The organism is Methylobacterium sp. J-078, from assembly GCF_022829285.1.
GTDB lineage: Bacteria > Pseudomonadota > Alphaproteobacteria > Rhizobiales > Beijerinckiaceae > Methylobacterium.
The window spans coordinates 134,699-157,797 of record NZ_JAKSYI010000094.1; the positions used below are offsets into that span (position 1 = coordinate 134,699).

At 69.0% G+C, this 23,099-nt stretch carries 24 protein-coding genes and 1 other RNA gene; 7 read left to right on the forward strand and 18 right to left on the reverse strand.

Annotated elements, in window-relative coordinates; translation table 11 throughout:
- Nucleotides 1-33: 33 nt before the first annotated feature.
- A complete protein-coding gene (locus MKK58_RS14650; protein WP_243912737.1) occupies nt 34-384 on the reverse strand; it encodes a hypothetical protein in 351 nt (116 codons plus the stop codon).
- Between the two features lie 193 nt (nt 385-577).
- Here MKK58_RS14650 and MKK58_RS14655 point away from each other — a divergent pair, with 193 nt between their 5' ends.
- The gene (locus MKK58_RS14655) at nt 578-2,023 is read left to right on the forward strand and encodes a short-chain fatty acid transporter (RefSeq protein WP_243912738.1); all 1,446 of its coding nucleotides are present in this window, start codon (nt 578-580) and stop codon (nt 2,021-2,023) included.
- 35 nt (nt 2,024-2,058) lie between these two features.
- Nucleotides 2,059-2,697, forward strand: a complete 639-nt coding sequence (locus tag MKK58_RS14660; protein ID WP_243912739.1) for a carboxymuconolactone decarboxylase family protein — start codon at nt 2,059-2,061, stop codon at nt 2,695-2,697.
- 105 nt (nt 2,698-2,802) lie between these two features.
- Here MKK58_RS14660 and MKK58_RS14665 read toward each other — a convergent pair whose 3' ends face one another.
- The 5 genes from MKK58_RS14665 to rpmH form a co-directional block, all read right to left on the reverse strand.
- Nucleotides 2,803-3,177 carry a DUF423 domain-containing protein gene (locus MKK58_RS14665; protein ID WP_243912740.1) on the reverse strand — a complete coding sequence of 125 codons (375 nt, stop codon included), beginning with the start codon at nt 3,175-3,177 and terminating at the stop codon, nt 2,803-2,805.
- Nucleotides 3,174-3,824, reverse strand: coding sequence for a ribosome biogenesis GTP-binding protein YihA/YsxC (gene yihA / locus MKK58_RS14670; RefSeq protein ID WP_243912741.1), 651 nt, complete (start codon nt 3,822-3,824; stop codon nt 3,174-3,176). Before yihA ends, MKK58_RS14665 begins: the two co-directional genes overlap by 4 nt.
- A 140-nt stretch (nt 3,825-3,964) precedes the next feature.
- Entirely contained in the window at nt 3,965-5,806 is a 1,842-nt protein-coding gene (gene yidC, locus MKK58_RS14675) for a membrane protein insertase YidC (RefSeq protein WP_243912742.1), read from the reverse strand.
- Nucleotides 5,799-6,380, reverse strand: coding sequence for a ribonuclease P protein component (rnpA, locus tag MKK58_RS14680; RefSeq protein WP_243912743.1), 582 nt, complete (start codon nt 6,378-6,380; stop codon nt 5,799-5,801). Before rnpA ends, yidC begins: the two co-directional genes overlap by 8 nt.
- A 100-nt stretch (nt 6,381-6,480) precedes the next feature.
- A complete protein-coding gene (rpmH, locus tag MKK58_RS14685; protein ID WP_055947927.1) occupies nt 6,481-6,615 on the reverse strand; it encodes a 50S ribosomal protein L34 in 135 nt (44 codons plus the stop codon).
- Between the two features lie 556 nt (nt 6,616-7,171).
- On the opposite strand from rpmH, the gene MKK58_RS14690 reads away from it, so the two are divergent.
- Nucleotides 7,172-7,702 (forward strand): DUF1465 family protein, encoded by a 531-nt coding sequence (locus MKK58_RS14690; protein WP_243912744.1) that lies wholly within the window; start codon nt 7,172-7,174, stop codon nt 7,700-7,702.
- Between the two features lie 163 nt (nt 7,703-7,865).
- On the opposite strand, the gene rpmE is transcribed toward MKK58_RS14690, so the two are convergent.
- Nucleotides 7,866-8,120, reverse strand: coding sequence for a 50S ribosomal protein L31 (gene rpmE, locus MKK58_RS14695; RefSeq protein WP_018045309.1), 255 nt, complete (start codon nt 8,118-8,120; stop codon nt 7,866-7,868).
- Nucleotides 8,121-8,314: 194 nt separating this feature from the next.
- Between rpmE and MKK58_RS14700 the strand changes: the two genes are divergently transcribed.
- Entirely contained in the window at nt 8,315-10,162 is a 1,848-nt protein-coding gene (locus tag MKK58_RS14700; protein WP_243912745.1) for an ABC transporter transmembrane domain-containing protein, read from the forward strand.
- Between the two features lie 25 nt (nt 10,163-10,187).
- Here MKK58_RS14700 and MKK58_RS14705 read toward each other — a convergent pair whose 3' ends face one another.
- Nucleotides 10,188-10,970: a HesA/MoeB/ThiF family protein gene (locus MKK58_RS14705; RefSeq protein WP_243912763.1), complete on the reverse strand. Its 783-nt coding sequence runs from the start codon at nt 10,968-10,970 to the stop codon at nt 10,188-10,190.
- A 113-nt stretch (nt 10,971-11,083) separates the two neighbouring features.
- Between MKK58_RS14705 and dapE the strand changes: the two genes are divergently transcribed.
- Nucleotides 11,084-12,262, forward strand: a complete 1,179-nt coding sequence (gene dapE, locus MKK58_RS14710) for a succinyl-diaminopimelate desuccinylase (protein WP_243912746.1) — start codon at nt 11,084-11,086, stop codon at nt 12,260-12,262.
- 46 nt (nt 12,263-12,308) lie between these two features.
- On the opposite strand, the gene MKK58_RS14715 is transcribed toward dapE, so the two are convergent.
- The 5 genes from MKK58_RS14715 to recR all read right to left on the reverse strand — a co-directional run bounded on the left by MKK58_RS14715 (nt 12,309) and on the right by recR (nt 16,725).
- Nucleotides 12,309-13,643, reverse strand: a complete 1,335-nt coding sequence (locus MKK58_RS14715) for a hypothetical protein (protein WP_243912747.1) — start codon at nt 13,641-13,643, stop codon at nt 12,309-12,311.
- A gap of 101 nt (nt 13,644-13,744) precedes the next feature.
- Nucleotides 13,745-14,503 (reverse strand): tRNA pseudouridine(38-40) synthase TruA, encoded by a 759-nt coding sequence (truA, locus tag MKK58_RS14720; RefSeq protein WP_243912748.1) that lies wholly within the window; start codon nt 14,501-14,503, stop codon nt 13,745-13,747.
- Between the two features lie 19 nt (nt 14,504-14,522).
- The gene (gene fmt, locus MKK58_RS14725) at nt 14,523-15,452 is read right to left on the reverse strand and encodes a methionyl-tRNA formyltransferase (RefSeq protein WP_243912749.1); all 930 of its coding nucleotides are present in this window, start codon (nt 15,450-15,452) and stop codon (nt 14,523-14,525) included.
- 26 nt (nt 15,453-15,478) lie between these two features.
- Complete coding sequence (locus MKK58_RS14730) at nt 15,479-15,994, reverse strand: peptide deformylase (RefSeq protein WP_243912750.1); 516 nt, start codon at nt 15,992-15,994, stop codon at nt 15,479-15,481.
- A gap of 125 nt (nt 15,995-16,119) precedes the next feature.
- Nucleotides 16,120-16,725 (reverse strand): recombination mediator RecR, encoded by a 606-nt coding sequence (gene recR, locus MKK58_RS14735; protein WP_243912751.1) that lies wholly within the window; start codon nt 16,723-16,725, stop codon nt 16,120-16,122.
- Nucleotides 16,726-17,165: 440 nt separating this feature from the next.
- Here recR and MKK58_RS14740 point away from each other — a divergent pair, with 440 nt between their 5' ends.
- Nucleotides 17,166-18,782, forward strand: coding sequence for a phosphoenolpyruvate carboxykinase (locus tag MKK58_RS14740; protein WP_243912764.1), 1,617 nt, complete (start codon nt 17,166-17,168; stop codon nt 18,780-18,782).
- Between the two features lie 52 nt (nt 18,783-18,834).
- Here MKK58_RS14740 and MKK58_RS14745 read toward each other — a convergent pair whose 3' ends face one another.
- The 4 genes from MKK58_RS14745 to ffs all read right to left on the reverse strand — a co-directional run bounded on the left by MKK58_RS14745 (nt 18,835) and on the right by ffs (nt 21,913).
- Nucleotides 18,835-19,293, reverse strand: a complete 459-nt coding sequence (locus tag MKK58_RS14745) for a cupredoxin domain-containing protein (RefSeq protein ID WP_243912765.1) — start codon at nt 19,291-19,293, stop codon at nt 18,835-18,837.
- A 133-nt stretch (nt 19,294-19,426) separates the two neighbouring features.
- Nucleotides 19,427-19,747: a YbaB/EbfC family nucleoid-associated protein gene (locus tag MKK58_RS14750; RefSeq protein ID WP_243912752.1), complete on the reverse strand. Its 321-nt coding sequence runs from the start codon at nt 19,745-19,747 to the stop codon at nt 19,427-19,429.
- 84 nt (nt 19,748-19,831) lie between these two features.
- Nucleotides 19,832-21,745 carry a DNA polymerase III subunit gamma/tau gene (locus tag MKK58_RS14755; protein ID WP_243912753.1) on the reverse strand — a complete coding sequence of 638 codons (1,914 nt, stop codon included), beginning with the start codon at nt 21,743-21,745 and terminating at the stop codon, nt 19,832-19,834.
- Between the two features lie 71 nt (nt 21,746-21,816).
- An RNA gene (ffs, locus tag MKK58_RS14760) (signal recognition particle sRNA small type) lies at nt 21,817-21,913 on the reverse strand.
- Between the two features lie 159 nt (nt 21,914-22,072).
- On the opposite strand from ffs, the gene MKK58_RS14765 reads away from it, so the two are divergent.
- Entirely contained in the window at nt 22,073-22,534 is a 462-nt protein-coding gene (locus MKK58_RS14765; RefSeq protein ID WP_243912754.1) for a DUF5991 domain-containing protein, read from the forward strand.
- Between the two features lie 38 nt (nt 22,535-22,572).
- Here MKK58_RS14765 and MKK58_RS14770 read toward each other — a convergent pair whose 3' ends face one another.
- Nucleotides 22,573-22,836 (reverse strand): PepSY domain-containing protein, encoded by a 264-nt coding sequence (locus MKK58_RS14770; RefSeq protein WP_243912755.1) that lies wholly within the window; start codon nt 22,834-22,836, stop codon nt 22,573-22,575.
- Nucleotides 22,837-23,099: the final 263 nt, after the last annotated feature.

The following is a 23,099-nucleotide window of genomic DNA, read 5'->3' on the forward strand; positions in this document are numbered from 1 at the left end:
AGCGGCCGTCTCGGGCCCCGTCGCACCTGCGCGTCATTGTCCGGAATTCAGGATCATCTTGCGGATCCTGCCGTCGAAATCTTGGAATCGGGCCAAGATACCGCGTGACGCGCAGGCCCCGAAAGTGTCGCCGGCATAGAAGCCGCGCGCGCTCTGCTCGCGGCACGCCATCAGGGGCGGCACGAGCACGGTGGCGAGGCCAACGGCCACCACCAGGGCAATGTTCAGGAGAACGGCGCCGAGCCAGCCGAGCGGCGATGAGAACGGCTTCTCGAAATCGGTGCTGCCCTGGTTCGGTCTGGCGAGATCACGAACGGCGGTACCTGCGCCACGGCGTTCGGCCATCCGCGTATCGAGGTCCCGCAACTTCGAGATGTCGGCCACGAGCGATATCCTCACGCGAACGCGGTCCACTCTGCCCGGGCAAACCTCAAGGAAGGCTGAAGCGCGGCGCTGACATTCGTGCGGGACCGTTCCCATCAAGGCTGTGCACCGACGCGAATGCGTCTTGAGCGGAGTCGGCATTTGCGGAGAATGCGGCCTCCCAAAGCCGCGTTTCTCGTTCCCAGGACTCCCGATGTCGACATCCACGCCGGAACGTCGCGCCGATCCGGCTGCGGCGGAGAGTGCCCTCTCGCGAGCCGGCATCCGTTTCACCGCCTGGGCGGAGAAGTGGTTCCCCGATGCTTTCATCTTCGTGGCCATCGCGGTGGTCATCGTGGCTTTGGGTGCCCTGGCCAACGGGGCACCGGCGCCCGCCATCGCGAAGAGTTTCGGTGACGGCTTCTGGAGCCTTATCCCCTTCACCATGCAGATGGCCTTTGTCACCATCGGCGGCTACGTGGTGGCGACGGCGCCGCCGGTGCAGGCGCTGATCGACCGGCTGGCCAGCATTCCGAAGACCGGGCGCGGCGCCGTCGGCTTCGTCGCCGCCGCGACCATGCTGTCCTCGTTCCTGAGCTGGGGCCTCAGCCTGATCTTCGGCGGCCTCCTGGCGCGCGCGCTCGCCCGCCGCACGGAACTCCGGATGGATTACCGCGCCGCCGGGGCGGCCGCCTATCTCGGCCTCGGGGCGACCTGGGCCATGGGCCTCAGCTCCTCGGCCGCCCAGCTTCAGGCGAACCCCGCGAGCCTGCCGAAGGCGCTCCTGCCGATCACCGGCGTGATCCCCTTCAGCGAGACCATCTTCCTGTGGCAGTCGATGCTGATCGCCCTGGTCCTGTTCGTGATGTCGGTGATCATCGCCTACGCCTCCGCACCGCGCCCGAACACTGCGGTCACGGCCCAGGACCTCGGTGTGAGCGTCGAGCGCGAGAAGCCCGACCTCGGCCGCCCCGAGCAGCCCGGCGAGTGGCTGGAGCACTCTCCGATCCTCACGGTCCTGCTGGTGGTGATTGCCGGCGCCTGGATCTACCAGGAGTTCGCGCGCCAATCCTGGATCACCGCGATCTCGAACCTGAACACCTACAACCTTCTTTTCATCACCCTCGGCCTGCTGCTGCACTGGCGCCCGAAGCGCTTCCTGGTGGCGGTCGCCAAGGCGGTGCCGGCCACCGCCGGCATCCTCATCCAGTTCCCTCTCTACGCCGCCATCAGCGCGATGCTGACGGGGCCGAAGAACGCGGCCGGCATCTCGGTCTCCGAGGTGATCACCCACGCCTTCGTCAGCCTGAACACCACCGGCAGCTTCCCGATCTCGATGGGCGTCTACTCGGCGGTGCTGGGCTTCTTCGTGCCCTCGGGCGGCGGCAAATGGCTGCTCGAAGCCCCATACGTGATGCAGGCGGCCAACGAGCTTCAGGTGCATCTCGGCTGGGCCGTGATGGTCTACAACGCGGCCGAGGCCCTGCCGAACCTCATCAACCCGTTCTGGATGCTGCCGCTCTTGGGCATCCTCGGCCTCAAGGCGCGCGACATCGTGGGCTTCAGCTTCCTGCAGCTTCTCATCCACCTGCCGGTGGTGCTGTTCCTGCTCTGGGCGCTGGCCTTCACCCTGACCTATCACCCCCCGGTGATGCCGTAGTCTCGGGCGAAAGCCTCGCGAGGGGACTGATCCACATGCGCATCGCCATCCTGCCGGTCCTGTCGATACTGCTGCTCGGGAGCCTACCCGCCATGGCCCAAGATCGACTGCCGGAAGATCGACTGCCGGAAATTCCGGCCGATTCCCTCACCGATGCCCAGGAGAAGGCGTCGGCGGACTTCCTCGCCGCGCGCAAGACGCCGGTGTTCGGGCCGTTCGTGCCGCTCCTGCGCAGCCCGGAGCTGATGACCAATGCCAGCACCATGGGCCTGCATCTGCGCTATCGCAGCGTGCTGCCCCTGCGCTTGAGCGAGTTCATCATCCTCATCACCGCGCGGGAATGGACGCAGCAGTTGGAGTGGCACATCCACGCGCCGATCGCCCTGAAGGCCGGCCTCGATCCCGCGATCGTCGCGGCGATCCAGGAGGGCCGGCGGCCGGACGCGATGGGGCCGGAGGAAACGCTGGTCTACGCGTTCTCGACGGAACTCCACCACAACAAGGCGGTGAGCGACACCACCTATGCCCGCTCGGTGGAGACCTTCGGCGAGCAGGGCGCGATCGAGATGGCGGGGATCAACGGCTACTACACCCTGCTGGCGATGAGCATGAACATGGCGCGCACGGCCTTGCCGAAGGGCGCCACGCCGCAACTGCCGCCGCTGGTGCGCTGAGGGCGGGCTGTCGGTTCTTCTGAGCCGGCGTGCAGGCGAACCGGCATGGCACCGATGACCACGACCGGGTTCGTTCGCCCCCATACGGAACGGTACGTGCGAAACTCAGGCGCGCCGCGTTGGAACGAGGGCACCGACGGCCGCGAGCAGCCAGCCGGCCATCAGCGCAAAGCCGCCGGTCGGCGCCGCCATTGGAAACAGCGGCGTGCCTTGGAGCGCTCGAAGGGCGAGATCCCCGGAGAACAGCATCAGCCCGACGACGAGAGCGAAGGCCGCGACGCGCGTGATCGGCCGGTGCGTCGTGCCCGTCGCCGAGAGCGCCACGAGCGCCAGGATCGCGGGGGCATGGAACAGCAGGAACTGGGCGGCCGTCTTTAGGCTGTCGGCCCCGCTGAGATGCGCGGCGGCCGCGCTCGCCGCGACGCCGAGGAGGCCCGCGAGGGCGCCGAGCGCCAGCAGGAGGCGGTCGAGCCCGCTCACGCGCCGCGCTCCCGCAGCAGCCGGGCGATGCTCGCGCGCAGCTCGGGTACGCCGCGATCGTCGCGGCTCGAGGTGAGCAGGATCTCCGGATAGGCCGCCGGGCGCCGGGCGATGGCGGCCTGCACCCTGGCGATGCGGGCATCCATCTCGGACTTCTTCAGGGCGTCGCCCTTGGTCAGCACGATCTGGTAGCTCACGGCGGCCTTGTCGAGCCCGTCGAGCACGTCCGTGTCGATGCCCTTCAGGCCGTGGCGCGAATCGATCAGCATGAAGACGCGGGCGAGGTTCGAGCGCCCCTTCAGGTAGTCGTGGATCAGGTCGGTCCAGGCCTCGACCTTCGTCTTCTCCACCGCCGCGTAGCCGTAGCCCGGCATGTCGACCAGGGTGAGGCGGCCGCCGATGTCGAAGAAGTTCAACTGCTGCGTCCGCCCCGGCGTGTGCGAGGTGCGGGCTAGGGTGTTGCGCCCGGTCAGCGCGTTGACGAGGCTGGACTTGCCGACGTTGGAGCGGCCCGCGAAGGCGATCTCGACCCCCTTCATCGGCGGCAGGGCGGGCACGTTCGGGGCCGAGGCGATGAAGTCGGCGGCGCCCGCGAAGAGCAGGCGGCCGGCCTCCAGCAGGGCGGCATCGTCTTCGGCTTGGGACATCGGGCGGCTCCGGACGGGTTGGGAGGGCGTATCCCCCACACGCGCGAGCCGATACGCCGGAAACAGGAAGTCCTCCCCGTCGCGGGACGGGGAGGACCGGGTCGATGGGAGTCCCTCGGCCTCGACCGGGGAGGGCGCACTCAGCTCTTGGCGACGGCGTTCTTGCGCTTGAACATCCCGCTCAGGTTGTCCCACAGCTCCACCTTCACGCCGTTGCGGCGCATGATGACGTATTGTTGGATCACCGAGAGGGTGTTGTTCCAGGCCCAGTAGATCACCAGTCCGGCGGGGAACGAGCCCAGCATGAAGGTGAACACGATCGGCATGAAGGTGAAGATCTGCGCCTGGACGGGGTCCGGCGGCGCGGGGTTCATCTTCATCTGGATGAACATCGTCACGCCCATGATGATGGGCCAGATGCCGAGGTGGATGAAGTCCGGCGCCGCGAAGGGCAGCAGGCCGAACAGGTTGAGGATGTTCGTCGGGTCGGGGGCCGCCAGGTCCTGGATCCAGCCGAAGAACGGCGCGTGCCGCATCTCGATGGTGATGAACAGCACCTTGTAGAGCGCGAAGAAGACCGGGATCTGGATCAGCACCGGCCAGCAGCCGGCGACCGGGTTGATCTTCTCCTTCTTGTACAGCTCCATCATCGCCTGTTGCTGCTTCATCTTGTCGTCTTTGTAGCGCTCCCGGATCGACGTCATCTCGGGCTGCACGGCCTTCATCTTGGCCATGGACTGGTAGGATTTGTTGGCGATCGGCAGGAACAGCAGCTTCAGGCAGAGCGTGACCACCAGGATCGCCACGCCGAAATTGCCGAGCAGGTGGAAGAAGAAGTCCAGGGCCCGGAACATCGGCTTGGTGATGAAGTGGAACCAGCCCCAGTCGATCAGCAGGTCGAACTGCTTGATGCTCTGGTCCGCCTGATAGGCGTTGACGGTGTTCACCTCCTTGGCGCCGGCGAACAGCTTCTGCGTCGCGGCCGCCGAGGCGCCGGGCTGCACCACCTGCACGTTGCCGAGCACGTTGGCCTGGTAGACCTTGGTGGCGCCGTCCGTCCGCTCCGTGAAGCTGCCCGTGTAGGGCGCCGACTGGTCGGGGATGGCGGCGGCGGCCCAGTACTTGTCGGTGATGCCGACGAAGCCGCCGGTCACGCCCGCCCAGGTTTTACCCTTCGTGCTGGCATTGCCCAGCGCCGGCTCCTTGGCGAGGTGGTCGTAGGTGTATTCCTGCAGGCCATCGGCGCCGAGCACGCCGATCAGGCCCTCGTGCAGGACGTAATACCCTTGCGTGTGCGGCTTGCCCCAGCGCGAGACGAGGCTGTACGGGTACAGGCTGACGGCGTTGCCGCCCTTGTTCTCGACCTCGTCGCGCACCGTGAACAGGAACTTCTCGTCCACCGCGATGATGCGCTTGAACAGGAGGCCGGCGCCGTTGTCGTAGCTCAGCGTCACGGGCTTGCCGGGCGCCAGGGTGGCGGCGTCCGCCGTCCAGACCGTGTCACCGCCGGGCAGCGGACCGGCATTCTGGCCGACCCAGCCGAACTCGGCGTAGTACGGGTTCTCGGTGCCGGTGGGCGAGAGCAGCACGATGCGCGGGCTCTTGTCGTCCACGGTCTCGTGGTAGTTCTTCAGGGACACGTCGTCGATGCGGCCGCCCTTCAGGGCGATCGATCCGGCGAGCGCCGGGGTGTCGATGGTCACGCGCGGCGAGCGGGCGATCGCGGCCTCGCGGGGCACGATGCCGCCGGCGCTGCCGGAGGTGCCCGGCAGGGTTCCGGGGACGGGCGTGGCCGGGCCACCCTCCTTCGGGGCCGCGCTCGGCACGCCGTCGGGGCTGGTGGCCTGCGTCGCCGCCTTGTTCTGCAGGGCGGCCTGACGCTGCTGCTCCACGCGCGGGGCGGCGATGAAGTAGTTCCAGCCGAGCAGGACCGCCAGCGACAAGGCGATCGCGACGATCATGTTCGTCTTGTCATTACCCATCGGTCGGTCCGTCGCATGCGTTGGATGGAGGGGAGGGCGCGCCCGCTGGCGCCGGGCGGGGGCCGGGCGACACGGAGGCCGTCGCGCCCGTGGCCAATACCGGAGCCGCCGCCGATGCGCCAGACGCAGGCGCGCCTTTGCCGCGCCGACGCCGGGACGAGGCCCGATCGGGTTCGCCCCTGTGTCCGGGTCCGGACCCTGCGGCCGTCTTGGCCGCCTGCGGCTTCGTCACCACGGCGACGGCCTGGCGCAGATCGTCGATGAGGGTCTGGAACGGGGCGTGCAGGGCGGGGCGCCGGGCCACCAGCACCACGTCGGCGTCGCGCGCCGGCAATGCGCCGGCCGCTTCCGCCACGGCCGCGCGCAGACGCCGCCGGATGCGATTGCGCTCCGTGGCGTGGCCGACCCGCTTGGTGATGGTGAAGCCGATGCGCAGGCCCTCGGGCGGATCATCGCCCGCAGCCGGTTCGGCACGGACGAGGCCCTGTGCCGAGAGGCGCTCGTTGTGATAACGACGCCCGCCGGCTGCAGCCAGGAAATCGGAGCGTCGCGTGAGTCGTCCGATCGTCGACATGGCCGATCCGATCCCGCGACCCGGTCTGCGGCCCTCGGCCGGGAGGCTTCGAACCAGAAACATGCTGGAGCGCGCCGCCATGGCGGCGCGGCCGGTGCTCTTAGGCCGAGAGCTTCTTGCGGCCGTGAGCGCGGCGGGCCGCGATGACCTTGCGGCCGCCGGCGGTGGCCATGCGGGCGCGGAAGCCGTGACGACGCTTACGCACGAGCTTGCTGGGCTGATAGGTTCTCTTCATGGCGCGATCTCCGAATGGTCGAGGATCGATCCGGGCTGCACGGATGGCCGCGCCGGATATTCACTCGCCCGAAAATGTGTCTGCAAGCGCGAACAGCGCCCATCGAGGGCGCCGCGTCGCGATGGCGCGGCTTATGACGGATGGGGTGGACCGAGTCAATTCCGGCAGGCCGGTTTCGGTGCGCCGGATCTCGATTTCGAGCATCGCACGCGGGCGCCGTTCGCCGCCTCCGGGCCAGCATCCGAATCCTCCGGCGCGGTAACGCTTCGTTAACCGCGTTGCGCCATCCTGTGATCCTGTTCGGCGACCCCGAGCAGCGTTGGACTGCTTATCCGACGCTTGAATTGCTCCCGACGACATCTCCAAGGCCGCCCTGGAAACAGGCGGCCTTTTTTCGTGTTCACTCGGCCGAGGCACCGATGGCGCCGATTAACGTTAACATCACGTGAAGCCCCCGCGCCGGGTCTTCGGCGCTAGAGTTGCGATCCAGGTGCAAACGCGCCGCCAGCGTCTCATTTCGGGACGAACCCGGTACGGTCGCGGCACAGGAGGCACCATGAGCGGATTCGACGTCATGTTTCGAGACGAGCGGGATTGGGTCAACTTCGGTGACACCTACATCACCTCCGAGGCGTTCAAGGTCCTGTTCCGCGAGGGCATGACCCTGGTGGAGGAGGCCGCCGCCTATCTCGACGGGACGGGACGGGAGGAATCCCGGCTGATGTCCCGCGACGGCACGCTGAGCTATGCCAGCGAGAGCATGCGTCTGACCACCCGGCTGATGCAGATCGCGTCCTGGCTTCTCGTGCAGCGCGCGGTGTCGGAGGGTGAACTCACTCCGGCCGAAGCCATGCAGGAGAAGACCCGCGTTCGCCTGACCACGCCTGAGACCTTCCGCGGCGAGGTGTTCGGCGTGCTGCCGCCGACCCTGCAGGATCTCATCGTGCGCTCGCGTCGTCTCCACACCCGCATCCTCCACCTCGATGCCGTGATCACCGACGAGCGGCCGACCCCGGCCCCACAGGAAAGCCCGGTGGTGGCACAGCTGAGCCGACTGCGCTCGGCCTTCGCACCGGTCTCCGCCTGACGCCCGCTGCCCCGGCGCCGCCGGGGCGCGCCGACGGGGAAGCCGCGCGGATCAGGATCCAGAAACGCAGAGCGGGCGACACCCATGAGGTGCCGCCCGCTCTGCGTTTCACGCCATCGTGAGGCCGGCCGCCGCGTGAGCGCCGAGCCAGCCTACGATCCGCTTACTTCTTGCCGAACGACAGGGCGCCGAAGCGCGAGTTGAAGCGCGAGACGCGGCCACCGCGATCGAGCATCTTCTGCTCGCCGCCGGTCCAGGCCGGGTGCGTGTTCGGGTCGATGTCGAGGTTGAGGGTGTCACCCTCCTTGCCGTAGGTCGATCGGGTCATGTAGTCCGACCCATCGGTCATCACGACCTTGATGAAGTGGTAGTCGGGATGCTCGGTACCCTTGGCCTTGTCGGCCGCGCTCTTTGCCATGACGAAACCCTTGAAGTCGAAATCCTGGAATAGCCAAGCCGACCGGCCCGTCTGGCGGCCCGCGGCCATAGATCACGCGCAATCGGATGAAGGCGCGCCTATACCCCACGCACCTTCGCTCGACAAGCGTGCGCCGATCGAAGAGACCGCCCGGCGGTCGCTTTTCCTGAGACGACCAATGATGACGAGGCACCATGGCTCGCGGCCGTGACAAGAAAAACTCCGGGGAGGCCCGGCCGAAGGCACCGCTCGGCTCGCTGCGCCCGCTGATTCCCTTCGCGGCGGTGTATCGCGGGCGGATGCTCGCGGCGTTCCTCGCGCTGCTGGCGGCGTCGGGCGCGACTCTGGTGGTGCCGATCGCGCTGCGCCGGGTGATCGACCACGGCTTCTCGCCGGACGGGCAGGGGGTGATCGACACCTACTTCGCCGCCCTGATCGGCGTGGTCGCCGTCCTCGCCCTGTCCAGCGGCGCCCGCTACTACACGGTCGTGACCCTGGGCGAGCGTGTGGTGGCGGACCTGCGCACGGCGGTGTTCCGGCGCCTGACCCAGCTCGACCCGGCCTTCTTCGACCGGTCGCTCTCGGGCGAGATCATCTCGCGCCTCACGGCGGACGCGACGCAGGTCAAGGCGGTCTTCGGCGTCTCGATCTCGATCCTCCTGCGCAATGCCTTCCTGTTCTCGGGCGCCGTGGTGATGATGGTGATAACCAGCCCCAGGCTCTCGATCCTGGTGCTGGCCGCGATTCCCCTCATCGTGTTCCCGCTGATTCTGTCGGGGCGGGGCGTGCGCCGGCGCTCGCGGGCGGCGCAGGACCGGCTGGCCGACGCCTCCGCCTACGCGGCCGAGGCGGTGAACGCGATCCGCACGATGCAGGCCTTCGGCATGGGCCGGACCACTGCGGCCCGCTTCGGCGAGGCCTCCGAGAATGCCTATGGGGCGGCCCGCGATTCGATCCAGGCGCGTGCCCTCCTCACGGGCGTGGCGATCTTCCTCATCTCCGCCAGCGTCGTCGGGGTGATGTGGTACGGCGCGCAAGGAGTGCTGGCCGGCACCATGACCGCCGGCCAGCTCTCGCAGTTCGTGCTCTACGCGGTGTTCGGCGCGAGTGCCCTGGGCCAGCTCTCGGAGGTCTACGGCGAGCTCGCCCAGGCCGCCGGGGCCGCCGAGCGCCTGGGTGAGATCCTGGCCGCCGAGCCGGCGATTCGGGTCCCGGCGGACCCCGTGCCGATGCCGGTCCCGGCCAAGGGCGCTGTGTCCTTCGAAGCCGTGCGCTTTCTCTACCCGGCGCGTCCCGACCATCCCTCCCTCGACGGAATCAGCTTCACGATCGCACCGGGCGAGCGCGTCGCGCTGGTCGGCCCCTCGGGCGCCGGCAAGACCACGGTGCTGCAATTGCTGCTGCGCTTCTACGATCCGCAGACCGGCCTCATCCGGGTCGACGGGGTCGACATCGCTCGGGCCGATCCCGATGCGCTGCGCGAGCGCCTCGCCCTGGTGCCGCAGGACCCCACCGTGTTCTCCGGCAGCGTGTTGGAGAACATTCGCTACGGCCGGCCCCAGGCCACCGAGGCGCAGGTGCAGCGCGCCGCCGAACTCGCCAATGCGGACGGGTTCATCCAGGCCTTGCCGCAGGGCTACGCCACCACCGTGGGCGAGCGCGGCGTCACCCTGTCCGGTGGCCAGCGTCAGCGCGTGGCGATCGCGCGCGCCATCCTGAAGGACGCCCCGATCCTGCTCCTCGACGAGGCGACCTCCGCCCTCGACGCTGAGAGTGAGCGCGCCGTGCAGGCCGCCCTCGACACCCTGATGCGCGGGCGCACCACCCTGGTCATCGCCCACCGCCTCGCCACGATCCGCAAGGCGGACCGGATCCTCGTCCTCGACGGTGGCCGGATCGTGGAGAGCGGGACGCACGAGAGCCTGCTGGCGCAGGGCGCGCTCTATGCGCAGCTCGCCGCCCTGCAGTTCACCGACGCGCTGGACGAGACGGCGCGGGGCAAGGAACCGCGTCCGCGCCTGACGGCCCTTCCAGCCGAGTAGGCGCCGGCCGGGCCCGGGGCCCCGCTCAACCCTGGAGCTGCGTCCCGCTGAGGGGGTTCGCCTCGTCCCAGCCGTAGCCCAGGGTCTCGAACCGCATCGAGCGGGTGTCGACCATGAGCAGGCGCCCGATCAGGGGTTCGCCGAAGCCCGTCACGGTGCGAATCACCTCCAGCGCCATCAGCGAGCCCATGACGCCCGCGAGTGCCCCGAGGACACCGGCCTCCGCGCAGGGTGGCACCGCGCCGGGCGGCGGCGGGCTCGGGAACAGGCAGCGATAGGTCGGGTTCGGGCGCCCGTCCGCGCCGGCCTCGTAGGGCCGCAGCGTGGTCAGGGAGCCGTCGAATCGCCCGAGCGCCGCCGTCACCAGGGGGCGCCGGGCGTGGAAGCAGGCATCGGAGACCGCGTAGCGCGTGGCGAAGTTGTCCGAGCCGTCGGCCACCACGTCGTAGGCCGCGATCAGCGCACCCGCGTTCTCCACCGTGAGGCGCGTCGGGTGCGCTTCCACCGCCACGTGCGGGTTGAGGCGCGCCACCGCCTCGGCCGCGCTCTCGACCTTGAGGCGACCGATATCGGCGGTTGCGTGAATCACCTGCCGCTGGAGGTTCGAGAGCGAGACGATATCGTCGTCGACGATGCCGATCGTCCCGATTCCGGCGGCGGCGAGGTACTGGATCAGCGGCGCGCCGAGGCCGCCGGCCCCGATGACGAGGACGCGGGCGGCCTTCAGCCGTGTCTGTCCCGGGCCGCCGACCTCCGGAAGGACGAGGTGGCGGGCATAGCGTTCGACTTCGTCGGGGGAGAAGGCCATGGCCAGCAGATAAGCCCGGCCGGCACGCGGCGAAAGCCCGGCCGCGAATTGCACCCCCGCGCACCGGCGCTTATGGCCGTGCGCACCCGGACATCACGCCAAGAGTCCCGCCCGTGCCGAACGCGCTCCTCGACCGCTCCCCCGTCGCCCTCGCCCAGAGCCTGATCCGCTGCCCCTCCGTGACACCGGAGGAGGGCGGCGCGCTCACTTGGCTCGCCGGCATCCTCGAAGGGGCCGGTTTCACCGTGGAGCGTCCCCGCTTCTCGGAAGCGGGCACCCCCGACATCGAGAACCTTTATGCCCGCATCGGCACGCGGGCGCCCTACCTGCTGTTTGCCGGCCACACCGATGTGGTGCCCCCCGGCGACGTCGCGCGCTGGGGTCACGGCCCCTTCGACGGTACGGTGGAGAACGGAATCCTGTACGGGCGCGGTGCCGTCGACATGAAGGGCGGCATCGCCTGCATGCTCGCCGCGGCCCTCGACTATCTCGACGTGGCCGGACCGGACCTGCCGGGCTCGATCGGCTTCCTCATCACCGGCGACGAGGAGGGGCCGGCGATCAACGGCACGGTGAAGCTCCTCGAATGGGCCCGGGCCCGGGGTGAGCGCTTCGACCATTGCCTGCTCGGCGAACCCACCAACCCCGATTCGCTCGGCGACATGATCAAGATCGGCCGGCGCGGTTCGCTCACGGGCCGGCTCGTGGTTCATGGCCGCCAGGGCCACGTGGCCTATCCCGATCTCGCCGAGAACCCGATTCCCGGTCTCATGCGCCTGGCCTCCGCGCTGCTCGCCGAGCCGCTCGACGCCGGAACCCGGCACTTCGACGCCTCGAACCTCGAATTCACTACCCTCGACGTGGGCAACCAGGCCACCAACGTGATCCCGGCCGAGGCCCGCGCGACCTTCAACGTCCGCTTCAACGAGACCTGGACCGCCGAGACCCTGGGGGCGGAAATCCGTGCCCGCCTCGATCGGGCGGCGGGGCGGAGCGTCCGCTACACCCTCGACCTCCTGCCCTCGAACTCCCCGGCCTTCCTCACGAAGCCCGACGCGTTCACCGAGCTCGTCGCCGGGGCGATCACCACGGAGACCGGGCGCCGGCCGCTGCTCTCGACCACGGGCGGCACCTCGGATGCCCGCTTCATCAAGGATGCCTGCCCGGTGATCGAGTTCGGCCTCGTCGGCCGCACGATGCACCAGACCGACGAATGCGTGCCGGTGGCCGACCTCCACCGTCTGACCGCGATCTACACGCGGGTGCTGGCGGCGTATTTCGACGCGCGCTAGTCCCGTCGTCGCGCCCGGCCGGGCCTGTCTGCCGCGAGGTCGGACCTCAGGCGGAACTACCCGGTGTGCCCGTTGAGGTGGATTGGGTCCGGAAGCGCCGGCAATCCGGACCAAGACGGTCGCCCACCGCGATGAAGATCTGGCGCAGGCGCTGGACGTGTGGATCGTCGAGGCGCAACTCGATGCTGGCGACGACGAGGTCGACCGCGGACGCCCGGTCCGGTGCTGCTTCGATCATGGTCGCACCCAGGATGATCCGGCCGACTTCGATCAACAGAGCCTCGTTGCGCACCGCGCTCGGGGCCGCGAGCCGTTCGAGGTCGAACAGGGTGCGCACACCGAGGGGCCAGAGCCTGATCACCTTCTCGCGCCCGACCGAGCAGCAGAGCTGCGCCTGAGCCACCCAATCCATGATCTGGTAGACGCCGTAGGGCGTCTCGACGAACAGCATCAGGGGGTTGGCGGCCGCCAGGTTCTGAGTCGAATGGATGTGATGGTCGTCGAGGCGCACGCGGATCTCGCTGTCGATCCCGTCGATGATCTCCACGGGCGTGATCTTGAAGGCCCGGTAGACCTCGTATTCCTCCCGCTTGAAGTTCTTGAGCTTGTCACGCTGGACGATGTTTCGCAGCACGACGTCCGGCATGATGCCGGCGACGAAGCAGCCGGTGACGGCGAGGGCCAGCACCAGGGGCGCGTTCATGGGCTCCTTCACGGTGGTCAGGAGTTCCGCGCCGCTCGCCCCGAGGCGGAGCAGGCCGATCACCAGGATCGGTGCGAGGACGATGCCGATGACGATCTTGATCGTCTCGCCGACGATCGTCGCCGGGCTCAGGTCGAAGTTCTTGATCGCGCGATACAGGTTGCGCAGCGCCGTCAGATAGCTGCCGGCGAAGGCCGCGCTGGCACCGAACAGCCAGACCGTGGTCCCGTCCTGGATCCGCGCGCAGGCGCCGTCCAGCCACGCGAAGCCGGGCGAGGTCGCGCACAGGAAGGCGGCCAGCAGCGACAGGGTGTGAAATACGGCCGCTGCGGCCACCAAGCTGAAGGCGACGCTGCCCAGAACCCAGGCGGTCGTGGTGAAGTCCTCGCGGTGCCGCGACTGGTCGAAGATGTCCAGCGACCCGTCGGAGCCGTCGACCGCCCCGCTCTTTCCGAAGACCCGGGCGCGGCCGACGAAGTACTTGTACTTCACGAACTCGAACGAAGGGATCAATCGCTGGCTCGATGGCCCCGCGATGTCGAACACGGCTGCGAGATCACGGACGATCTCCTGCCTCTGGCGTTTCACCGCTTCGCGGATCGCGATGAAGATGAAGGGCGACAGGGCCGCGAAGACGGTTGCGCCGAGGATGAACAGGTGAATGGGGAGTTTCGTCACAGGGCGTCCCATCATCTCCGGCACGGGTCACACCGGATCGGACGAATGATCACGCTTCCTGTAGATTTCGCAACTTAAGATAAAATATTATCAACCTAAAGTTATTCTGGTGCGTAATCCACCCCCACGAGCGTCAGCCCGCAGGCCGGGGCCAGCGGACCGCAGCGGCTGCGGTCGCGGCTGGCCAGGATGTCGGCGACGTCGTCGGCGCTGAGCCGACCGCTGCCGGCGAGCATCAGCGTGCCGACCATCGAGCGGACCTGATGGTGCAGGAAGGCGCGGGCCGAGGTCGCCACCACGATCTCGTCGTGCAGGCCCATCGGCATCGCCGCCACGTCGAGTTGATCGAGGGTCCGGAGCGGGCTCTTCGCCTGGCACTCAGCGGCGCGGAAGGCGGTGAAGTCGTGCAGGCCGAGGAGGCGGGTGGCGGCCACGCGCATCAACCCGACGTCGAGGGGCCAGGGCACCTGCCAGACATGGGCCCGGTTGAGGACCGGCGGGGTGCGCCGGTTGAGGATCCGGTAGCGATAGTGTCGACGGGTGGCGGAATGCCGGGCATTGAACGCGGCGCCGACGATTTCCGCGCTAAGGATCGCCACGGGGTTCGGGCGCAGATGCGCGTTGAGCGCGTCGCGGACCACGTCGGTACGCCAGTCCCGCGCGAGATCGAGATGCGCGACCTGGTGGGTGGCATGCACCCCGGTGTCGGTGCGCCCCGCACAGGTGAGTCCGGCCACCTCGCCGGAGAAGCGCTTCACGGCCGATTCGATCGCGCCCTGGACGGAGGGCTGGGCGGTCTGGCGCTGCCAGCCGCAGAACGGGCTGCCGTCATACTCGATGACGAGCTTGTAGCGCGGCATCAGACCCGACCCGGACTGGTCATGCCAGCCCCATTCCCGGCGTGCGATGCGCGCCGCGCATGAACTCCGCGCCGCTGGCGACCCCACCCTTGCCGGCTCGGCGCAGGGCCCGCAGGCGCACGGCGCCCGTGCCGCAGGCGACCGTCGCCTCCGTGTCGAGGAGCGTGCCCGGGGCACCGGAGCCCGATGCGGTCTCGGCCGCCAGCACCTTCACGCGCTCCGGACCCTTGCCGAAATCCGCCTCGAAGAACGCGCCCGGAAAGGGAGACAGGCCGTTGATGTGGTTGGCGATCTCGCGGGCCGGCCGAGACCAGTCGATGCGGGCCTCGTCGTTGGTGATCTTGTGGGCGTAGAGCACGCCGGCCTCGGCCTGGGGCGTGAAGGTGAGGGCGCCCCGATCCAGGGCCTCGAGCGCGCGCGCCATCAGGTCGGCACCCAGCGGCATCAGCGCGTCGTGCAGGTCGCCCGCCGTCATGCCGGGGGTGATGGGCAACCGCGCCTCCATCGCCACCGGGCCGGTGTCGAGGCCCGCTTCCATGCGCATCACGCCGACGCCACTCATCCCGTCGCCCGCCATTACGGCGCGCTGAATCGGCGCGGCACCGCGCCAGCGCGGCAGCAGCGAGCCGTGCAGGTTCAGGCAGCCGTGGCGCGGCAGGTCGAGGATCGCCTGCGGCAGGAGCATGCCGTAGGCCACCACCACGGCGACGTCGGCGGCGTGCCCCGCGAAGGTCTCGGCGGCGTCCGCTCCCTTCAGGCTGACCGGCGTCAGAACCGGGGCGCCGAGGCTCTCGGCCATCACCTGAACGGGCGAGGGCCTGAGGGCCATGCCGCGCCCGGCCCGGGCCGGCGCGCGGGTGTAGACGGCCGCGATCGTGTGTCCGTCCCCGGCGAGGCGCGCCAGGGTCGGCACCGCGAAATCCGGCGTGCCCATGAAGACGACGCGCATGGCTCTTGATCCCTGAGGCTGCGGCGTCAGACGTCGCCGCGCTTGGCCGCCTTGGCGAACTTCTTCACCACCCGGTCGCGCTTGAGCTTCGACAGGTGGTCGATGAACAGCACGCCGTCGAGATGGTCGATCTCGTGCTGGATGCAGGTGGCGAGCAGGCCGTCCGCCTCGATCTCCTGCTCGACGCCCGCCAGATCGCGGAACCGCACGCGCACGCGATCGGGCCGCTCGACCTCACCGTAGAATTCCGGGATCGAGAGGCAGCCCTCGTCGTAGACCCGCTTCTCTTCGGACGCCCAGACGATCTCGGGATTGAGGAAGACCTGGGGGTGGCGGTCGTTCTCGTCCTTCGAGGTGTCGATCGTGACGACGCGCTTGGCCACCCCGATCTGGATCGCCGCGAGGCCGACGCCGGGCGCGTCGTACATCGTCTCCAGCATGTCGGCGGCGAGCGTCCGGATCTCGTCCGTCACGGGGCCGACGGGCTCGGAGGCGAGGCGCAGGCGCGTGTCGGGCAGGATCACGAGGGGGCGGATGGTCATGGGAGCGATCGGACTTGAAACTGGGAGCGGGGCCGGCGGTGGCCTGAACCTCCGCGGATCGTGAGTCCCCGCAGATACGGGTGCGCCGGAGGCCGGTCAAATTGCCCGGCGCCCGCGCGACGCGATCAGAACGGCGTGCGGCTGCGGATCGCCGCCGTCAGCGTGCCCTCGTCGAGGTAGTCGAGCTCCCCGCCCACCGGAACCCCGTGCGCCAGGCGGGTGACCTTCAGGTTATGGGCCTTCAGGGATTCTGTGACATAGTGGGCCGTGGTCTGGCCGTCGACGGTGGCGTTCAGCGCCAGGATGATCTCGCGCATCGCCGGGTCGGCGGCACGGGCGACCAGGCTGTCGAGGTTCAGGTGCTCGGGCCGGACCCCGTCGAGGGCCGAGAGCACGCCGCCCAGCACGTGGTAGCGCGCCGTGACCGCGCCCGAGCGCTCGAGGGCCCAAAGGTCGGAGACATCTTCCACCACGACCAGGATGGCGGGATCGCGACCTTCGTCGCAGCAAATCGTGCAGGGATCGCGCGTGTCGACGTTTCCGCAGGTCTGGCAGACGACGATGCGTTCGGATGCCACCCGCATGGCATCGGCCAGCGGCGCCAGCAGCGTCTCCCGCTTCTTGATGAGTTGCAGGGCGGCACGGCGCGCGGAGCGTGGGCCGAGCCCCGGCATCCGGGCGAGGAGCTGGATCAGGCGCTCGATCTCGGGGCCGGCGACGGCTTGGGGCATGAAGCGCGGATCTCGTGGCGGGTGGAGAAGAGCCCACACGGCGGATTGCGTAAGGACGGACAACCGGGCCGTGCGGGACGAAAGGGATACCCGGCGGTACTGCGCCGAGCCCGTCCCGTTCGATCCTCAAATAGGGCCTTCGCCGCCCGATTTCGCCCCCTTCGGACGGACCGGGAACATCAAAAGGCAACGTCCCGGCGCATTTTCGAAAAAGCTTGGCCATCAACGCTGTTCATGTAACTTTTTTTGTCAGCCAACAGGCGAGTTGACGGCAAACCATCCGGGTCTATGCAAGGCGTGCGTGGTTCCGGACTGGAGAACCTGCGTGCGGTGGACCTGACCAACCGCGCGGACATTCCGGAGCGCGCGCAGACGGAGAGCCGGAACGGCTTCCGGTCACAGAGGCGGCGACGCGATCAGGTGCCCGAGGAGAGATGAGCGTGACCAATATCGGCGACTACAATGCGGCGCACGGCTCCGACGCCATCGGGCTGCGCAACCTGAAGGCGGTGCACTGGAACCTCGAGGCCCCGCGCCTGTACGAGGAAGCCCTGGCCCGCGGCGAGGGCCAACTGGCCCGTGGCGGCGCCTTCGTGGCGACCACCGGTTCCCATACGGGACGTTCCCCCAAGGACAAGTTCGTGGTGCGCGATGCCGCCACCGAGAACGAGATCTGGTGGGACAACAACGGCGCGATCACGCCCGAGCAGTTCGACACCCTCTATTCCGATATCCTGGCCCATGCTGAGGGCCGCGAGTTGTTCGCCCAGGACCTGCGCGGCGGCGCCGACCCGGTGCACGGCGTCAATGCCCGCGTCTTTACCGAACTCGCCTGGCACTCGCTGTTCATCCGCAACCTGCTGATCCGTCCGGATCGCGCCACGCTCGCGACGTACGTGCCGGAGCTGACGATCATCGATCTGCCGAGCTTCCAGGCCGATCCGCATCGGCACGGCTGCCGCTCGAAGACGGTGGTCGCCATCAACTTCGCCCGCAAGCTCGTCCTCATCGGCGGCTCCGCCTATGCCGGCGAGATGAAGAAGTCGGTCTTCACCTACCTCAACTACATGCTGCCCGGGGCCGGCGTGATGCCGATGCACTGCTCGGCCAACGCGGCCCTCGACGAGGCCGGCGATTCGGCCCTGTTCTTCGGCCTGTCCGGCACCGGCAAGACCACGCTCTCCAACGATTCCTCGCGCCAGCTCCTGGGCGACGACGAGCACGGCTGGAGCAAGGACGGCATCTTCAACTTCGAGGGCGGCTGCTACGCCAAGACCATCCGCCTCTCGCGCAATGCCGAGCCGGAGATCTACGCCACCACGGAGCGCTTCGGCACGGTGATGGAGAACGTGGTGATCCATCCCGAGACCCGGGTGCCGGATTTCGACGACGCGTCGCTCACCGAGAACACCCGCTGCGCCTACCCGCTCGACTTCATCGCGAATGCGAGCGCCACCGGCCGGGCCACGCACCCCAAGAACATCGTCATGCTGACCTGCGACGCCTTCGGGGTGATGCCCCCAATCGCCAAGCTGACCGGCGCCGAGGCGATGTATCACTTCCTGTCCGGTTACACCGCCAAGGTCGCCGGCACGGAGCGAGGATTGACGGCGCCCGAGGCGACATTCTCGACCTGCTTCGGCGCGCCGTTCATGCCGCGCCACCCCAGCGTCTACGGCAACCTGCTGCGGGACCTGATCGCGGAGCACGAGGCCGATTGCTGGCTTGTCAACACCGGCTGGACCGGGGGCGGCGTTGGCACCGGACGGCGTATGCCGATCCGTGTCACGCGCCGCCTGCTCAACGCGGCCCTCGACGGCTCCCTGTCCAACGTCGAGTTCCGGCGCGACCCCTATTTCGGATTCCAGGTGCCCGTCGCGGTGCCCGGCGTCGAGACGGAGGTGCTGTCCCCGATCGAGACCTGGAACAATAAGGCGGCCTTCCACGAGACGGCCACCCGCCTTGTCACTATGTTCCAGGAGAACTTCAAGCGCTTCGCCGCGCATGTCGACGCGGATGTCCGCGCCGCGGAGCCGGGGCTCGCCGCGGCCGCCTGAGCGCCGCGATTCATCCGAGAGAGCCGGCCGGGGCGACCCGGCCGGTGGCGGCTCAGCCGGCCGGCGGCGTCAGGACCAGCTTGCCCTCGAAGGGCGCCTTCTGGTTGCGGTTGCTCGTGCAGGCATAAGTCTCCTGCCCCTCTTTGAGGGTACGGATGCGCAGCGTGCCCTTGCCGTTCTGCTTGACGAGGTAGCCCTTCTCGCTCGCCACGTGAACGAGGTCGCCGTCGGCGTGCAGCACGTTGGCGTTCTCGAATTGGCCCGGCGCCGTGATGGTCACCGGCTCGCCGGCCGAACTGACGATGTGCAGTTCCACGTTCGTGTTGGCCGGAAGCCGCAATTCGGCGGGCGCGCAGACCGGTTTGTCACCATCCATCGTGATGGTGAGTTCGACCGGCGGCATCGCCCCGCTGCTGGCCGGCGGCAGCGGCTTGCTTTGGGCCAGGGCCGCATTCCCGAAGGCCGTGGCGCTCAGCGCTACGAGCCCGAACATCGCGTATCGCAAAATCATCACCTCGAACGTGTCTCACCGATCCCTGTGAGAAGCGTTGGAGATTCCGCGGGTTCCGGTTTCCGGAGGCGCGCGGCAAGGCGCCGCGACGCGGCGGGGAGGGCGCGAATCCCACACCCGCCGTGTTCGATCCTCAGAACAGCTTCATGCCCGGCGGGATCGGAAGGCCCTTGGTCAACTCGGCCATCCGCTCGGCGGCGACCTGCTCGGCCTTGCCCCGCGCGTCGTTGACGGCGGCCACGAGGAGATCCTCGAGGATCTCGCGCTCGTCGGGGACCATCAGCGTGGGATCGAGCTGGATGCCCCGTACGAGGCCCTTGGCCGTCATCGTCACCCGCACGGCGCCGCCGCCCGAGGCACCCGTGACCTCGACCGTGTCGAGTTCGTCCTGCAGGGAGGCCATCTTCTCCTGCATGGCCTGGGCCTGCTTCATGATGCCCATCAGGTCGCGCATCGGCTCTGCTCCTTGGTTGGTTCGGGTTGGCGTCGTGAAAGAGACGGAGATGGCTCGCGATTCGGGACGCGACCAGGTGCGCGGCTACGCTTCGTCGTCGGGCTCCTCGGTCTCCGCCTCGCCCGTGGGAGGCGCCTCCAGGGCGGGGGAGGCCTCGGGGGCGCGGTCGCGCACGTCGACGATCTGCGCGCCGGGGAAGCGGGCGAGCACCTCGCGGACGAGGGGATGGGCCGCCGCGTTCTGGTGGCGGGTCTCGGTGGCGGCACGGGCCGTGGCGTCGAGGGTCGGCTCGCCGGCCTCCTTCGACAGGGCGACGATCCAGCGCCGCCCGGTCCAGGCGTCGAGGGCACGGGCGAGGTCGTTGGCGATGCTCTGGCGCCCGCCCTCCGCGAGGCGGAACTCGATGCGGCCCTCCTCGAAGCGCACGAGGTGGACCTCGCGCTCCAGGGCCATCTTCAGGCCGATGTCGCGCTTGGCATCGGCGAGAGCGACGACGTCGGTGAAGCGCAGCAGGCGGGGGCCTTCCGGCTGCGGGGTGGGAGCCGGGCTTGCCAGGGCAGGGCTTGCCAGGGCGGGACTTGCGAGGCCGGGATTTACGAGGGCGGGGCGCGAACCGCTGCCGTTGGCCGCCATGGACAGGGCAGGGCGCGGCGGGGGCGCCTCGGCGGAGAAGGTCGGGATCGGCGGCAGGGCCGGGCGGGCGTCGGCCGAAATCGGTCCCGGCGCGGAAACCGCCTGTGCGGCCCCGGATACGGACGCGGGGCCCGCCAGCGCCTGGGCCTTCATCTGGCGCAGGGCCTCGTCCGGGGTCGGCAGGTCGGCCGCGTAGGCGAGGCGCACCAGGGCCATTTCGGCCGCCGCCTGGGGACGCGTCGCGGTCTGGACCTCGGGGATCGCCTTGAGCAGGATCTGCCAGGCCCGCGAGAGCACGCGCACGGAGAGCTTGCCGGCGAAATCGCCGCCGCGCACCCGCTCCGCCTCGCTCAAGGTCGGGTCGGCGGTGGCCTCGTCGGGAACGAGCTTCAGGCGGGTGACGAGGTGGGTGAAGCCCGCGAGGTCCGACAGGATCACCGCCGGGTCGGCGCCGGCCTCGTACTGCCCGCGCACTTCCGCGAAGGCGGCGGGGATGTCGCCGCGCATCACCGCCTCGAACAGGTCGACGATGCGGCCGCGATCGGCCAGCCCCAGCATGTCGCGCACGCTCTGGGCACTCACGACGCCCGCCCCGTGCGCGATGGCCTGATCGAGGAGCGAGAGCGCGTCGCGCACCGAGCCCTCGGCCGCCCGCGTGATCGCCGCGAGCGCCTCGGCATCGGCCTCCACGGCCTCGGCCGTGCAGATGCGGGCGAGGTGGCCGACCAGGGTCTCGGCCTCGACGCGGCGCAGGTCGAAGCGCTGGCATCGGGACAGGATCGTCACCGGCACCTTGCGGATCTCGGTGGTGGCGAACACGAATTTGGCGTGCGGCGGAGGCTCCTCAAGCGTCTTCAGGAAGGCGTTGAACGCCTTCTCGGAGAGCATGTGGACCTCGTCGACGATGTAGACCTTGTAGCGCGCCTCCGTCGGCGCATAGCGGATGCCGTCGATGATGCCGCGCACGTCGTCGATGCCGGTATGCGAGGCAGCGTCCATCTCCAGCACGTCCATGTGCCGGGATTCCATGATCGCCCGACAATGGCGGCCGAGTTCCGGCATCGCGATGGTGGGACCTGTGTCGGGGTGTCCGTCGCGGACGTAGTTCAGGCCGCGCGCCAGGATCCGGGCCGTGGTGGTCTTGCCGACGCCGCGCACGCCCGTGAGCATCCACGCCTGCGGGATGCGGTTCGCCGCGAAGGCGTTGGCCAGGGTGCGCACCATGGCGCCCTGGCCGATCAGATCGTCGAAATTCTGGGGGCGATACTTGCGGGCGAGCACCCGGTAGGGCGTCGCGGCCGGCGCGGGCTCGGGAAGGCCGGGCAGGAACCCGGCATCGCTCGGTAGACCGGAGGTCGCGTCCATGCCGCCTTAGCTGCGTTCGGAGCGGCTCCGGTCGGAGGATGCCGCCACGCGAGCCGAAAGGCATCGATCGAGGTGGGAGGCTGGACGAAGACCCGCTCGGTCTCGTTAGGGCTGCTTCCTTCCGGACCTGACCCGGTTGGCGAGTGAAACGTCCCTCGCCAACCTCCCGAGCGCTATATGGCCGGGCTCCGTCGCGGATGCAAGCGGATGACGCCGCGAACCGGACCGGCAAATCGCACTGCGACACCCCGGAGGCCGCCCGCAAATCGCCCGATCCGGGCGCGAGGCAGGGCGAAACCCACCTGTGAACGGATGAGGAGATGCCGCATGCTGGGACGTTTCGGCCTGAGCCTGCTGGCCTTGTTAGGCCACGGAGCGTTGGCCGCCACCGCCGCGACGGAGGCGGCGCACGCCTGGGCCGGCAGCTATCACTACGAGCACGATGCGGGCCGCACGGTCGGGGGCTCGCCGATCATCGTCACCTATCGGCTCGACATCGCCGCGGGGCGCGGCAACCGGGACTGCCTCCTGCGAATCGAGGGATTCCAGACCGACGAGACCATCGTCTGCAAGGTGAGCGGCGGGGACGACGCGGTCGCGATCGGCTTCCACACCTTCGGGGACGGCCGAACCGTGAACGCCTACGGCACCCGGCTCTACGATGTCGGAGGGCCGCTCTTCGAGATCCGCCGTGGCGACGGCCGCCTTCTCACACAGTGGCGGGGCCTCAATCCCAGCGGCGCTGGCGCGAGCCCGCCCGCTGGGACCTACTTCATCCGCAAGGGCTGATCCGGCGCCACGGCCGGACCGCCCGTGGAAACCGAGACCTACTCGGCCTTGCGCTTCACGATGGCGAAGGTCTTCGGGTCGAGCTCGAGGTCGAACTGCTTGCCGTTCGCGTCGATCGCGTCGTCGATCTCGATCTCGTCGTCCTCGACCTCGATCTTCTTCCACTTCGTGAAGCCTTCCTGCTTCAGGACGGCCTCGATCTTGGTCTGCTCCTCGGGGGTGGGCGCCCGATCCGCGAAGGCGGAACCGGTAAAGGCGAGACCGAGGGCGAGGGCGGCGAGGCCCGTGAACTTGATCGACATGTCATCTCCCGTGGGTGTTGGAGTCCGTTTTCCGACGCCCACCGAACCGTCGAGGCCCGACGAGGTTCCAGTGCCGGCGGGAAAAGGCCCGCCCGCAATGGTTGTGTCGCGCCGGCCTGCCCCCTAGTGCACTGACGCGGTCAGAGGATTCACGAGGCGGGCGATGCATGCGAGTCTGGGCAATGGCTCAGACCGTCTGCGTGCTCCTCGACGCCGCCACCCAGTCAGCGCTTGCCGCGATCGCCGGCGATCGATCCCGCCCC